The 14,457-nt window shown below is 34.0% G+C and carries 16 protein-coding genes; 8 read left to right on the forward strand and 8 right to left on the reverse strand.

From position 1 onward, the window contains the following. The first annotated feature begins 66 nt into the window (after positions 1-66). Together WP_RS03560 and WP_RS03565 are read left to right on the forward strand one after the other, a co-directional pair. Positions 67-276: a DUF6290 family protein gene (locus WP_RS03560; RefSeq protein WP_007302130.1), complete on the forward strand. Its 210-nt coding sequence runs from the start codon at positions 67-69 to the stop codon at positions 274-276. Next, complete coding sequence (locus WP_RS03565; protein WP_012481893.1) at positions 257-547, forward strand: type II toxin-antitoxin system RelE family toxin; 291 nt, start codon at positions 257-259, stop codon at positions 545-547. The genes WP_RS03560 and WP_RS03565 overlap by 20 nt, the downstream gene beginning before the upstream one ends. 281 nt (positions 548-828) lie before the next feature. Here the strand turns inward: WP_RS03565 and WP_RS07530 are convergent, their stop codons facing one another. Then, on the reverse strand, positions 829-987 hold the full coding sequence (locus WP_RS07530; protein ID WP_007302132.1) for a type II toxin-antitoxin system RelE family toxin: 159 nt from the start codon (positions 985-987) through the stop codon (positions 829-831). A gap of 137 nt (positions 988-1,124) precedes the next feature. Between WP_RS07530 and WP_RS03570 the strand changes: the two genes are divergently transcribed. After that, complete coding sequence (locus tag WP_RS03570) at positions 1,125-1,541, forward strand: hypothetical protein (RefSeq protein WP_007302133.1); 417 nt, start codon at positions 1,125-1,127, stop codon at positions 1,539-1,541. Here WP_RS03570 and trhO read toward each other — a convergent pair. Then, positions 1,538-2,383 carry an oxygen-dependent tRNA uridine(34) hydroxylase TrhO gene (gene trhO, locus WP_RS03575; protein WP_012481894.1) on the reverse strand — a complete coding sequence of 282 codons (846 nt, stop codon included), beginning with the start codon at positions 2,381-2,383 and terminating at the stop codon, positions 1,538-1,540. The genes WP_RS03570 and trhO overlap by 4 nt on opposite strands. A gap of 130 nt (positions 2,384-2,513) precedes the next feature. Between trhO and WP_RS03580 the strand changes: the two genes are divergently transcribed. Beyond that, positions 2,514-4,112, forward strand: a complete 1,599-nt coding sequence (locus tag WP_RS03580) for an ABC transporter permease (RefSeq protein ID WP_007302135.1) — start codon at positions 2,514-2,516, stop codon at positions 4,110-4,112. A gap of 202 nt (positions 4,113-4,314) precedes the next feature. On the opposite strand, the gene apaG is transcribed toward WP_RS03580, so the two are convergent. Continuing rightward, positions 4,315-4,719: a Co2+/Mg2+ efflux protein ApaG gene (apaG, locus tag WP_RS03585; protein ID WP_012481895.1), complete on the reverse strand. Its 405-nt coding sequence runs from the start codon at positions 4,717-4,719 to the stop codon at positions 4,315-4,317. Between the two features lie 106 nt (positions 4,720-4,825). Between apaG and WP_RS03590 the strand changes: the two genes are divergently transcribed. Then, positions 4,826-5,902 carry a 5-(carboxyamino)imidazole ribonucleotide synthase gene (locus tag WP_RS03590; RefSeq protein WP_029237555.1) on the forward strand — a complete coding sequence of 359 codons (1,077 nt, stop codon included), beginning with the start codon at positions 4,826-4,828 and terminating at the stop codon, positions 5,900-5,902. Between the two features lies 1 nt (position 5,903). Here WP_RS03590 and WP_RS03595 read toward each other — a convergent pair whose 3' ends face one another. Then, positions 5,904-6,926, reverse strand: coding sequence for an aspartate-semialdehyde dehydrogenase (locus tag WP_RS03595; RefSeq protein WP_007302138.1), 1,023 nt, complete (start codon positions 6,924-6,926; stop codon positions 5,904-5,906). A gap of 138 nt (positions 6,927-7,064) precedes the next feature. Between WP_RS03595 and WP_RS03600 the strand changes: the two genes are divergently transcribed. Next, positions 7,065-7,490: a hypothetical protein gene (locus WP_RS03600; protein WP_007302139.1), complete on the forward strand. Its 426-nt coding sequence runs from the start codon at positions 7,065-7,067 to the stop codon at positions 7,488-7,490. A 28-nt stretch (positions 7,491-7,518) separates the two neighbouring features. On the opposite strand, the gene WP_RS03605 is transcribed toward WP_RS03600, so the two are convergent. After that, positions 7,519-8,805 carry an APC family permease gene (locus WP_RS03605; RefSeq protein WP_007302140.1) on the reverse strand — a complete coding sequence of 429 codons (1,287 nt, stop codon included), beginning with the start codon at positions 8,803-8,805 and terminating at the stop codon, positions 7,519-7,521. A 70-nt stretch (positions 8,806-8,875) separates the two neighbouring features. After that, positions 8,876-10,150: an APC family permease gene (locus WP_RS03610; RefSeq protein WP_012481896.1), complete on the reverse strand. Its 1,275-nt coding sequence runs from the start codon at positions 10,148-10,150 to the stop codon at positions 8,876-8,878. 138 nt (positions 10,151-10,288) lie between these two features. Here WP_RS03610 and WP_RS03615 point away from each other — a divergent pair, with 138 nt between their 5' ends. Further along, positions 10,289-11,728 (forward strand): hypothetical protein, encoded by a 1,440-nt coding sequence (locus tag WP_RS03615; RefSeq protein WP_007302142.1) that lies wholly within the window; start codon positions 10,289-10,291, stop codon positions 11,726-11,728. A gap of 101 nt (positions 11,729-11,829) precedes the next feature. Beyond that, a complete protein-coding gene (gene surE / locus WP_RS03620; protein ID WP_007302143.1) occupies positions 11,830-12,600 on the forward strand; it encodes a 5'/3'-nucleotidase SurE in 771 nt (256 codons plus the stop codon). Here surE and hisS read toward each other — a convergent pair. Beyond that, the gene (hisS, locus tag WP_RS03625; protein ID WP_007302144.1) at positions 12,597-13,820 is read right to left on the reverse strand and encodes a histidine--tRNA ligase; all 1,224 of its coding nucleotides are present in this window, start codon (positions 13,818-13,820) and stop codon (positions 12,597-12,599) included. The genes surE and hisS overlap by 4 nt on opposite strands. Then, positions 13,817-14,389 (reverse strand): NifU family protein, encoded by a 573-nt coding sequence (locus WP_RS03630; protein ID WP_006015115.1) that lies wholly within the window; start codon positions 14,387-14,389, stop codon positions 13,817-13,819. The genes hisS and WP_RS03630 overlap by 4 nt, the downstream gene beginning before the upstream one ends. Positions 14,390-14,457: the final 68 nt, after the last annotated feature.

The following is a 14,457-nucleotide window of genomic DNA, read 5'->3' on the forward strand; positions in this document are numbered from 1 at the left end:
TACAATTCTTTATTGAAAATTTTAGGAAAATGTTGTATAATTATGCAGTAGATTTCGGTAAAACTTATGGCTGATTCAAGTATTAACATTAGTGAAAAAGTTTTAAAAAACCTTACTCGTTTAGCTAAAGTAAAGAATCAATCAGCTCAAGAGCTAGCAGAGCAGTTTATACAAGAAGCTATTGAAAATGAAGAAGATATGGCAATAGCCAAACTTGCTATTCAACGTGACACTCGAAATGCAAAATTCATCAGGCATGAAGACATCAACTGGTGATAAGTATTTAATCTGCTATGAGGAAAATGTAGTTCACAAAGACATTCCAAATCTTCCAAAGACAATATGGTCAAGGGTAAAAGAAATCGTAAAAGAGCGTCTTACACTTTCTCCTGAGAAGGCAGGAGATCCCTTGCTCGGTGAGCTCAAAGGACATCGTAGAATAAGATCTGGTGATTATCGTTTGGTTTATAGGATAAGTAAATTAGAACGTACAGTAATAATTACTGCAATAGAGAATACATCTATAAAAGTTAGAACCTTCCTATAAGCATTGTATATTTCATTATACAGCCCTCCTTCCTCTTCACCTTAGGTGGCTTTGCTCAGCTCAAAAATAACTCATTTTTTGACTATACCCCTATAATTTTACTACTCTACAGACTATAAAATCGATGCTAATAACGGATTAGAGATAAACGTTGCAAAGAATCGCAGTGGCTCAACCGGAAAGGTTACAGTAAGTTAATACTGGAAGGATATTAGTATGGAGCCTCAGACTCGTAAATGTCTTTTCTGTGTTTTATTGAAACACTTCATACTTTGCAGCATTTATATGATACGATAATCGCCAGTTCTCAGTCTTCTGTATCCTTTGAGTTTGTAACAAAACGATTCACCAAAATCAATTGGATTAACTGTAAGTCGCTCTTTTACTATCTCTTCAACTCTTAACTTTATTGTTTTTGGAAAAGCTCTTCTTACCAACATTTTTCAGGAATTTAATCTTATAGCGCTTTAGTCCCACCTATAGTGGTAAGATTATCTACTTATTCTTATATGGGAATTTACCAATTGTTAAGATGTGCAGTGTAGTAAAAACATATTCTAATAGTATGGAAAAATAAATGACACGTAAAAAAAATGTATTTGAACAATATGTAGAAGATAAAATTATATTTTTAGATAGTTTGCGTAACAAAACAATAGGTGAGCTTATCGATTTTATGGACAAAAACCCAAATGTCAAAATCTTTGATTGGATAAGTAACAATACTAGTCATAGCCTAAAGCATAGAAGAGGTTACAATATTAGTAATAACATGAAACTTAGGTGCATAGGTGTAGGAATTGGTTTAGTTGCTGGTCTAGTTGCAGCATGTTGTTTATGGCAAGACACTTTAGCTCTTATTGGCGGTTCTGGTGTAGTGTTGATTGCATTTGCTATAGTTGGTGCGTTACTTGGAGCTGGAGCGAGCTATGTAGTAGGTAAATGTCTTGATAAAATTGAGGTTAGTAAGTGTGCAATAAGCAAATTTTCTTAGAGGTTCGTATTGAATTCTAGCTTTCTTTCAATACTTAAAGATTTACAATCAGAGCAAACTACCTGGCCACGTGGAACTGATTTCAGCTCATCAGTTGAAACTTTACTTGAGCAGAATATGCATTTTATTTTATCACTTGGGGCGAGTGAGTGATCAACAGCAATTCTATCATCAAAAACAAAACACTCGCCTTCCCAATTACCACTTTTGTTGTGAGTTTTTTCAAGGTAGGAAAGAATACCGCCTTTAAGGTGATAAACATCGTTAAATCCAAGGCTTTTCATATATGCTGTAGATTTCTCGCATCTGATTCCACCAGTGCAGTACATAGCCACTTTCAGATCTTTACTCTCAGAGAAAGACTCTGCCCACTGAGGAAAATCTCGAAAACGCTGAGTATGTGGATTGATTGCATTTTTAAACTTGCCTAGTTTTACTTCGTAATCATTTCGTGTGTCTATCACTAAAACATCAGGTTGAGAGATAAAATCATCCCAATAATCTGGATCAATGTACTGACCTCTAACGGAAGTATCGAGATTACTTACACCAAGATTCACAATTTCTCTTTTTAATCTCACTTTCATCTTACTAAATGGTTGATATTCTGCTGCACTCTCTTTCCATGTAAGGTCCCTTAGTCTATAATCAGAACGTAGAAAATCGAATATTTTATCAATCGCGTTTCTTTCACCAGATACGGTTGCATTAATACCCTCTTCTGCAAGGAGTATAGTACCCTTTAATTCGACATTGTCGCATGCAACTTTTATTTCATCTTTCATGTCATAATAATTAGAGAGTTTTACAAAATGATAGAAAGTTGCAATGACAAAACTCATAATTAATTAGTTTATCGATTTAAAACATAATATATAAAATTATGAAGATATTCAATAGGACGGCTGTTAATTACTGGATATCTTTAGTTTTTGCATATAACATTTTAATATCAAATATAGATTCAAGTTAATGTTTCTGAGAGTATTTAAAAATATATTCTTGTTTTTAGTAAGTGTATTATTTGTCTGCCCTATACTATCGTTAATATCGATTCTATTTACAGAATCAGCAAACTCTGGATGGGTAATTAGTAGACTTTTTCCTGAATATATACTCAATACGTTGATTTTGATGGTAGGAGTAGGGTTAATATCCTTTATATTTGGAGTAATTCCAGCTTGGCTTACTACATTTTTTTCGTTTCCCGGAAGTAGAATTTTTGAGATTGCCTTATTCTTTCCGATATCAATTCCTGGATATATAGTATCGTTTGTTTATGTAAATACGCTAGAGTTTTCAGGTCCGATTCAGAGCTTGTTAAGAGATACTTTTCAATTGGGCAAAGGTGACTATTGGTTTCCCAAGATCAAATCCCTAGGTGGTGGAATATTAGTAATGGGATTTAGTCTATATCCATACGTTTATATGTTGGTCCGCTCAAGTCTAAAGAGCGTTAGTAACTCAGTCACTATTGCATCAACACTTGGGTTCTCCTCATTACAGAGTCTGTTTTCTGTCATCATACCCTCCATACGTCCATCAATTATAGCTGGGTTATCCTTGGTACTAATGGAAGTAATTACAGATTTCGGCACACCACAGTTTCTTGCTATCGATACTTTCACGACGGGAATATACCGTACTTGGTTTTTACTGCATGACAAATATTCAACTACTGTTTTGGCAGTTGCAGAACTGATTTTCGTTGCAACACTAATAGTTATCGAGAAAAAACTACAAAAAAGAGAAATATCTTACTCTTCAATCAATACTAATGCAGATTATCACAATAAACGTAGTATAAACGGTTCTATATCGTTGATCTTTTCTTATCTTATGTGTTTATTGCCGATATTAATAGGCTTTATTTTACCAATGATTCCACTTATATATTGGAGCATAGAGAAAGGCTTTTTCATATACGAAGCAAGATTTTACAATATAATAACAAACAGTATTAGTTTATCATTTATTACCGCGCTAATCTCGATCAGCATTGCAATAATTATTGGATATACAGCACGTAAAAATAAGCTAATAAGCAATATAGCACGTCTAATTTCTCTTGGATATGCAATTCCAAATGCAATTATTGCAATTAGCATAATAATGTTTTTAAGCAGAATATCTTCTTTCATTACTCAATATATTGTAGAAATTAGCTTGGTAGGAACTATTGGCGCATTAGTTTACTCATATTTATTTCGTTTTTTTGCTATATCTTTCAAGGCGATAGAGTCGGGACTCAAAAAAACACCAAATGAAATTGAATGGACTGCATATACTATGGGTCATGGGCCTATTTCCACGTGCCTGAATATTCATATTCCCCTTATCAAGAAAAGTATACTATCGGGATTTCTGCTCGTGTTTATGGATACGGTAAAAGAACTCACGGCAACACTAATTATCAGACCATTTAATTTTGAAACTATATCAACTAGAGTATATGAACTTGTCAGCGATGAGCGTTACAGAGAAGCTGCCCCATTTTCGTTAATGATAGTTATTATAGGTTTAACCTCTACAATAATCTTATTCACACTTGATGATAAGAATCAAAAATAAACTATTTTGCATCTGTTCAGCAGAGTAACAAAATAAGATAGACGAAAAAAGACAACTATAGAAGCAAATGGTCAGTGCTTTCGTGTTTATCAACTTAGTTGGATCTCAGTATCAGCTACTCGGATGACATTATGGAAGCTCAAATGACAAAACAAGAAGCACTGGTTTCAGATGCACTTAAACAAATACACTATCTTGATGATCAATGAGGTCTAGTGTTAACGTATGGACTATCTAAGGAAAAGGGTGGTACCATAACATCAAAGGTTTTTATGCTCTCTTCGTTCAGAAATTCATATTTACCCTGCATTATTCCTGATGGTGTATTTAAGTATGTTCCACTTGTATATTTGAATACCTCTCCAGATTTTATTACAGGTTGTTCTCCAATAACACCAACTCCGGCAATTTCATTTATTTTCCCCTTATGATCTATTATTTGCCAATAGCGACTTAATAATTGAATGGTTGATGAGCTTTTGTTTTTTATCTTAACATTATACATCCATACGTAACAATTTTCATAAGGAATGGATTGCTCTTCAATGTAAATTGGCAAAACTGTAACTTCAACAGAATTAGTAATAAGTGTGTATTTCATGGTCATCGTAAAGTGTTCATGATAAAAGTTTAACACACTTCAATTATACACTTTTTTCATAGATTTTCCAAGCATATTATCGTACTCTAACTAGGAAATATTAATCTACATGATGAACAAAACAGATCCACTGGATAAAAAAGTGATAGGAATAATAGGAAGTGGGCAATTAGGTAAAATGACTGCTATCGCTGCAATAAAACTTGGGCACAAAACGCATATTTTTGCCAGTGCTAAAAACGATCCAGCTTGTTCTGTTGCTGATGATTTAACAATAGCAGACTTCTGTGATAAGAGGGCACTTGAATCTTTTGCACAGAGTGTGGATTTAGTCACTATTGAGTCTGAAAATATTCCATGTAGTGCAATTGATATTGTGTCGCAGCATACAGATTTTTATCCAGGTAAAAAGGCGTTACACATTTCGCAAAATAGGCTGAGAGAGAAAGATTTTATTAGAGATTTAAGCATAAAAACTGCTGATTACAAAAGTATACAAAATTATAATCAGCTACTAGAAAGTAGTGAAACTTTTAGCTATCCAGTGAGGCTAAAAACAACAGAAATGGGTTATGATGGAAAAGGACAATATATGATTGAAAATGATTCTGAACTGAAGCAATTTGCTTCCTTCGATTGGAATAAAGAGTACATTCTTGAAGCAAGTGTTGATTTACTGAAAGAGGTTTCAATAGTCGTTGCAAGAGATAAAAACGGTAAAGTAGCTTTTTTTCCTATAGCAGAGAATCACCACGTTGACGGAATACTTAATACTTCAATAGCACCAGCTAAAATAGATAATAAATTAGCCCAAGAGGTACAAAAAACTGCAGAGAAAATAGCAACTGCACTTGATGTAGTAGGAATTCTAGCTATTGAATTTTTCATCACTCAAAATCATGAATTACTAGTTAATGAACTGGCCCCAAGACCCCACAATTCTTGCCACTGGAGCTTGGATGCATGCAACGTTAGTCAATTCGAGCAGCTAGTTAGGATAATATGCGGGCTATCTATGCAGGAAGTAGTATTACGCTTTCCTTGCATGACAAAAAATATAATAGGTAATGATATATATAATTCTCACAAATATTTGAGCAACGAAAAAGCTAGTTTAACCATATATGGGAAAAAAGAGGTTAGGGACAAGCGTAAAATGGGACATGTCAATATAGATTTAAGCTATTGAGCTATAAATGCTCTTTGATCAAGATCTCCAAGATCTGCACTATATTTAGTGCTGCACCTTTGCGTAGATTATCAGCTACTATCCACATATTTAATCCGTGTTTAACGGTATCGTCTTGTCTAATACGCGATATGTATACGGCATTCTCTTGCACAACATCAATCTGAGTCATATATCCACCATCTTCGCGCTTATCTTGCACTAAAACTCCATCGTCTTCACTGAGCATTTCACGAGCTTCTTCTTCAGTTATATGCTGATCAAATTCTACATTTACTGCTATAGCATGACCAACAAGAACAGGTACTCGGACACAAGTTGCAGTTACTTTTATATCCTCTTCTAAAATTTTTTTTGCCTCCTCTTGCATTTTCCACTCCTCTTTTGTAGAACCATCTTCCATGAACTCTCCTATATGAGGAATGCAATTAAATGCTATTTGCTTAGGAAATATTTCAGGTTTTTTAGCTTCATTCATAAAGATTTTTTTTGTCTGATTGTAAAGCTCATCCATTGCTGCTTTACCTACACCAGAAGTTGATTGATAAGTTGAAGCAACGATTCTCTTTATTTTTGCTTTTTGGTGTAATAAATGTAATGCCAGCAACATTTGTATTGTAGTACAATTTGGATTAGATATTATGTTATGGTTTTTATACTCCGTAATTTTATCTTTGTTGATCTCTGGAATAACTAGTGGCACGCCTTCTTTCATCCTAAAATGAGAGGTATTATCTACGACAATACATCCAGCTTCAGTTGCAATCGGTACGTATCTCTCGGAAACATGAGACCCAGCACAGAAAATTGCTATATTAATTCCAGCAAAATCGTAGTTCTCAAGGTCTAAGACAGTTAATTCTTCATCGCCGAAACTTACCTTTTTTCCCTTTGATTTTTTCGATGCAAAAGCAACAACAGAATCTATCGAAAATTTTCCCTCTTTTTGAAACTCAGCAAGCATGGTCAATACCTCATATCCTACTCTTCCTGTTGCTCCAATAACTGCAATCTTACATCCCATATAAATAAACCTCTGATTTTAAAGCTATATTATATTTTTACTGATAAAATTTACAATTACTTTAATATTTTTACCTTGCAATTAACCATAATTTAGTTATAATTATAAGACACTAATAATATTGCATGGTAGAATGAAATGAGTAAAAAACATGATGACACTAAGGTCAAACCTGCAGTATCTGCATTTCAAAAGCCTGAAAAAGTCAATAGATTAGAGATTCAAAATGTTCTTTCGAAAAAAAGCAAGCCAGCGATAAATTTTGATGATAAAAAGTATGGTGTGAAAATTTCTAAGATAGACCAGCATCTTTCAAACAAGAAGCAAGAATCTTTTGGATTAAGAGATTTTTTAAGTTCAATACCAATAATAGGAAGATTTTTAGTGAAAATTTTCACGCCTGAAAAAGAAGAGTATAAAAAACTGCAATCGCAAATAGGTCTTTCTAATAAAGCAAAAAATGAGATCTACATAGATAATAAACGCACAGAAGAAGTAGGTAGCAAACTTGAGAATGGTAATATTGAACAAGTAGATAAAGAGAAAAAAAATCTTGGCCCATAAATATTAACCATTTAAAGTGTATCTCTCACTACTGAATTTGTTGCACAGAAGTTTTGCAGTACCAAAATAAATAAATGGGTATGCCACTTGCAGTGAACAGGCTCGAAATCAGCAGAGTACCTACAGGGGTTTCTAATATCACCCAACAACAAAAGGTTGTTGCTATGCTACCAATTAAAAGCTTATAACAACTCCTCTCCTGTATAATAACCTTTAGAAAGGCAAAACAGCACGCAAGATAAACGAACAAAAATGAAATTACAGAAAAGTCAATAATCGACGTAATCTGCTGGGCAAAATTGTTGTTTGAAGTGAGAATTAGTAAAATTGCAGTTCCAATTGAACTAACTGTTATTCCCCAAAAAGGAGAGCCATGCTTGTTCCTTTTAGCAAAGAATTTTGGCATTAGTCTATCTTCTGCAAGACCAAAAGCAACTTGTCCACTAGATAAAACCCAAGCGTTTAGACTGCCAACACAAAAAATGAATGCAACTATAGAAACAATTAAATGCCAATTACCAGAAAACATAATTTTTATCGCATCAACATATGGTGCTCTTGAACTTGCTAAATTGTTGCCATTGATCAATCCCATAATTGCAAAATTGTTGATAAAATATATAACAGCAACACAAACTGTGCCAAGCACCACAGCTTTTGGTATAGTTTTAGCTGGATTATCAACTGACCCTGCAGGTGCTGTTGCCAATTCAAGTCCAATAAAACACCATAAAGTAAGGAGTGTAGAGCGGGCAAGAATTTGCGATGTTGTAAGACTTAATATTTCTTCACTTATGATAAAATTATTTCTATCGAAAAAAAACAACGCTGCTACAGGTATTGCAAGCAATACAGCAACCTTCACAACCGTGAGCAGAAACTCAACGTGCCCTGCAGTAGCTATTCCCCTTAAATTTATTAATGTAATGATTGTAAATAACAACAGCTCTAAAAATAAACGCATACTTTTGATATCTTCATGGAAAAATGGTGTAAGATAGCCAACACCCACAACTATTAAAGCTGTTGTACTAACCCATGAGATTACCCAATATGTCCAACCAACAAAGAACGCTGCGGTAGAACCAAAAGTATGTTTCACATAAACGTGAGGACCTCCTGTTTCTGGAAACTTTGCACATAGCGTAGCAAAAACTAGCGCAAGAGACACAGCACCAGCTCCTGATATCATCCAACTTATAAGGCTATAAGCGCCATATGGAGCAAGGCTAATTGGAAGCATAAAAACCCCAGAGCCGATCTGACTACTAATGACTAAAGCAAAAACAGCCCAAAAACCTATTTTATTTGACACAATACCTCTTAATTCTATTAATGTAAGCCAGTAGTATAGCTTAAGAATTTTAGCAAATAAAAAATTTAAGTTAAGTTTTTAGTTTATGATACCAAAGTAGATAAATAAGTGTTCCGCTTAAAGGGAATAGACTTGATATTAACAATGTTTTTATAGAAGTCTCGTATATTACCCAACAGCAAAAAGATACAGCCACACCTCCAATTAAAAATTTGCAGTAGCTTTTGTCTTGTATATTAACTTTGAGAAAAGCAAGGCTACATGCTAAGTAGATAAACAAAAATGACACCACAGAGATATCAATTATTGAAGTTACTTGCTCAGCAAAACTTTTGTTTGACGTTAGGATAAGTAAAACTAACACCCCCAAAGTACTGAGTATTATTCCCCATAATGGAGCATCATGCTTATTTTTTTTGCCAAAAAATTGCGGCATTAACTTGTCTTTTGCAAGGCCTAAGGTGACCTGTCCATCAGCTAAAAACCAAGCATTTAAATTACTTACAGAAACGATAAAGGCAACAACAGAAACAATTAAATGCCAATTACCTGGAAGCATAATTTTTATCGCATCAACATATGGTGCTTTTGAACTAGCTAGTTCATTACCACTTATCAATCCCATAATTGAAAGACTATTGATGAAATATATCACAGCAACACAGACTGTTCCAAGCACTATAGCCCTTGGTATTGTTTTAGAGGGATTATTGACAGATCCTGCAGGTGCCGTTGCTGATTCAAGTCCAATAAAACACCATAGAGTAAGGAGTGTAGAGCGCGCAAGGACTTGAGACATCGTAAAGTTTGATACTTCCTCACTTACAACAAAATTATTTCTATCAAAGAAAAATAATCCTGCTATGGGTATTGCAAGAAGTGCGATAATTTTAACAATGGTCAGAAGAAGCTCAACATGCCCAGCAGTAGTTACCCCTCTTAAGTTTATTAGCATGATAGCTAAAATTAATGTTATTTCTAAAAGCAAACGTATATCTTGTATATCATTATGAAAAAGCGGGGCTAAATAACCGATACTTGCAATTGTCACAGCTGTTGAGCTTACCCACGAGCTTACCCAATATGTCCAGCCAACAAAAAAAGCTGCTGTAGAGCCAAAGGCATGTTTCACATAAATATGAGGACCACCCGTTTCTGGAAATTTTGCGCAGAGTGAAGCAAAAACTAAAGCAAGAGATATAGCACCAAATCCTGATATAACCCAGCTTATGAGGCTATAAGCGCCGTATGGTGCAAGGCTGATTGGGAGCATAAAAATTCCAGAGCCAATTTGGCTACTAATCACCAAGGCAAAAATAGCAAAAAAGCCTATTTTATTTGACACGACAATGTTTAATTTTTATCTGAATAATTAACAATATAGTTGAAGCTCAGAAATTTCAATTGGTCTTTACAAAATTTGCATTTTTTTAATTTAAGCATATAATAAAAAGTATATTAATAGATTATTAAGAGGCGGGGTATGAATCCAAGGTTAAAAGATTTTTTGATTATTTGTGGGGGTATTTTATTGTTTGTTTCCGCTATTGGAGCAATTTTTTTATTTGAATATTTATTTGATATCTTTATTAATGCGCTTTATGCATTCCTTCTTGCCAAAACTTCAAGTGAAGTATTAGCATTTTTTGGAACACTTGCAATTTTTTTAGCTGTTGGCGTTTCATGCTACGGACTGCATAAGCTCTGTTCTATTTTTACAGAAAAAATTACAAGCAGCTATCAGTCTTTCAAAAATGAAAATAGTGATGATAACATTTTTTCTGAAGTATATAATGATCCAACAGTAGGGTTAAAAGATAAGATTTTATTTTTTTCTATATACTCAATATACTACATTCAATTACCATTTTTGTATTGTGCATCAAAGATATCAGAACTTAGTAGAATGTTATCAGAGAGTAGAGCGCTCGGTCTTAGAATATGTTTAGTGCTTATCAATACTATATTATTGATCCCTGTAGCGCTTCTTGAGTTAATAAAGTATCCATTAATAAAGCTCTTCTCGCCTCTGGGTTTAAGTGTAAAGCAAATGAGCTTTTTGTTTAATGTAAGTGATGTAGGTACTGGTAATCAGAATGTTCATACTAGAAGTTTTGAGCAAAGTGTTATTGAGTGTGCCAAAAAATTAAAGGAAGAATATGGGACTCCGTCAAATGAGCTGGATGAAGAGTTTAAAAACTATATAGGCGGTTTGACAAATCAGCAGAAAGAACTGATAGCGCCTTATTTGAAGGTAGATAATTATAGAGAAGGAGAATGGGTAAGGTGGGTAGATTCCAAAACCGGACTGACATTAACACAGGCCATAAATCTAGTTTTAATTGCAGCAACAAAGCAAAATGCAGATGTAGAGCTGTTGAAATCCATATTGCTGGTTCGTTTTGAGGAAAGTAATCGCCAATGTGGTCCTGGAATGCTTAATCGTATCATTTATGCATTAAGTGGCCTTGAAGCAGAAAATAATTTTGCAGCTCAACTAGAGCCTCAGATAATAGGAGAATTGGCCGGTAATGCTACTAAAAGATTTCTTGAGAGATCTGTAGATAAGCACTACTTTAAAATAAAAATTTTAAAAGAAAATTTTGATGACTTATATTCGCTAGGTTCTGAAGTGGATTTGAGCAATGCAAATGATGAAGTAAAGGATGGAATTTCTCATATGAGAAGTGCTATAAAAGAATTTGTATTTAAAGAGTTATATGTGAAGTTTTATAATGACTATGGAGAACATATTCGTAGAGGACAGATAAAACAAAAGCTAAGGGAATTAATAACAGGTGAAGTCATAGATGCAGCAATATCTTGTAAGATAGACGAGATAGAAGTTCCTGCAGAACCATCTACTTATCTTGAAAAAGTGAAAGCATTTATAGGGGGCATGGCAAGATTTTCTGCTGCTTAATCTCTTAATTTTTCTTATTGATTTGTAGTGGGCTTTTTTGTTACAGTTAGTAATTATGCAAAGAAATCTCATCAGTATACTTTGATAGCTGAGTGTTACATATGATAATATTGATAACAAATGATGATGGTTTTGAAAGTGAAGGAATAAGATTACTTAAAGAAATTGCACAAAATTTTGCATCGGAAGTATGGATAGTGGCGCCAGATGCTGATAGGAGTGGAGCTGCAAGGTCTCTTGACTATCCAGTAAAGCAATTTATTAAAATAAGTCAACATAGTGAAAGGGAGTTTAGTGTGTCTGGTACTCCCGCAGATTGTGTCATTATCGCGTTAAATAAAATTATGAATAAAAAACCAGACTTAATATTATCTGGAGTAAATATTGGATCAAATGTCGGCGATGATATTTGTTATTCAGGCACAATCGGTGCTGCAATGGAAGGTGCTGCAAGATCTATACCTTCTATTGCGCTGAGCCAAGTTTATCATGATAAAATAGACTGGAACAATACAAAGATTTTTGCACCAAAGGTTATTGCCAAGCTAATGAAAGTTGGTTGGCCTAAAGATATAGTGATGAGTATAAATTTTCCTGCTACAGAAAAAGTGAAAGGAGTAGAATTTGCTGAACAAGGTGAATATAACATTGATGGTGATTTAACTTTTACTGAAAATTTAAATGGTTCTTTGAGCTTAAATTGGTCTCGGGAACACTCAGGCAGTGGTAGTGTAGATAAAATAAAAGGAGGTTTTATTACTATTACACCGATAAAATTAGATTTTACAGATTATGATATATTAAATGCTATGAAAAATTCTTGTGCAGAGGAATTTTCTTCTATAGCTAACACTCCTATTGCTTCTGATTAGATATTTTCTACGGTTTTATCGCGAGCAATCATTTTTTCTTCACCCGTGTCCATATTTTTAATTTTTAAAGTTTTACTGCTTAGCTCTTCATCACCAAAGATTAATACAACTTTTGCATTTGCTTGATTTGCTTTTTTCATTCGGGTTTTTAGAGTTCCACTATATTCGTAAATCACATATAAACCATTTCTGCGTAATTCACTTGCAAGTGTTAGAGCATGTTCTTCAGCTTCTCCACCGATTGGAATTATATAAATAGGCCTCTCTTTTTTTTCAGCATAGTTGATTAATTCCATTATACGCTCAATCCCCCCTGCAAATCCTATTGCTGGAGTGTGTTTTCCACCTACTGAAGATACTAGATTATCGTATCTTCCACCGGCAAAAACTGCTCCTTGTGCACCTAAATCTTCTGTGACAAATTCAAATACTGTGTGACAATAATAGTCTAGACCTCGAACTAATTTGCTATTTACAGTGTAAGGTATGCCAAGAGCTTGCAGTCCATTTAACACCTGGTCAAAGAAATATGAAGATTCTTTTGTATAATAATCACTGATTTTTGGTGCGTCAGAGATTATTTCTTTATCTGTCTTATCCTTAGAGTCTAATATTCTGAGTGGGTTTTTAATCAATCTATTTTGACTATCTTCTGATAGGTCATTTTGAAACTTTTTTAAATACGATATCAAAGCTTCTCTATACTGAGTTATTGTTTCACTATCACCCAGAGAGTTGATTTCCAGCTTTACATTTTTATTGATGCCAAATTCAGTTAGTAAGTGCTGAGCGAGTGATATCAATTCAATATCAGCTTTTGGATCTTCTATGCCAAAAACCTCAAAATTTATCTGATGAAATTGCCTTTGTCTTCCCTTTTGCGGTCTTTCATAGCGAAATGCAGGCCCTATTGAAAATAATTTTATCGGCGCTTGTAGTTTTTTTTCAATGAGTAACCTAACAATAGCTGCAGTGAACTCAGGACGCAGAGTTATGCTCTTTCCCCCTTTATCAATAAAAGTATACATCTCTTTAGTGATAATATCTGAGCTATCACCTAAAGTCTTTGTAAAGACTTCTGTGTATTCAAATATCGGAGTTTGAACAGGTAAAAAGCCGTATAAACTTGAGATTCTGCTTGCTGTTTGCTCTATGTGTTTAAACTTGTACCATTCATCAAACAGGAGATCTTTTGTTCCTCTAACTGTTTGATTAGTCATAGCATAGTCTCTATACCTGAAACTTCTGGTATGTGATAGCTTAGCATATTCTGCACTCCTTGTTTTAAGGTAATTGCAGCACTTGGGCACCCAGAGCAAGCTCCTTGCAGTTCAACGTAAACTATTCCGTCTTTATAGCCACGGAACTTGATATCACCACCATCTTGAGCAACTGCAGGTTTAATATAACTTTCCATCAATTCTTTTATTCTATTTACAATTTCTATATCATTTTCATTAAAGAATTCTTCCTCTAGCATTTTATTATCACTTACTCCTTCTTTATCAAATGCTTTTCCACCAGAAGTAAAGTGATCCATAATTGTAGTTAAAATTTCCACCTTTACTATATCCCAATTCATTCTATCTGATTTTGTTACCGAAATAAAATCATGACCAAAAAATACTCTTACAACATGTTCTATTTGAAAAAGATTTACTGCTAGTTTGGAGTTCTTTATTTCATCTGCATTTGAAAAATCAGCTGTTTCTCCTTCGCTCAGAATTTCAAAACCAGGAAGAAATTTCAGCGTGTTTGGGTTTGGTGTTTCTTCAATCTGGATAAACATGTTATTTACCATGACAATTATAATTGTTACTATTTAATCATAAAATGATAAAAAAATATACATGTCAT

Origin of the sequence: Wolbachia endosymbiont of Culex quinquefasciatus Pel (assembly GCF_000073005.1) — a bacterium.
Taxonomy (GTDB): domain Bacteria; phylum Pseudomonadota; class Alphaproteobacteria; order Rickettsiales; family Anaplasmataceae; genus Wolbachia.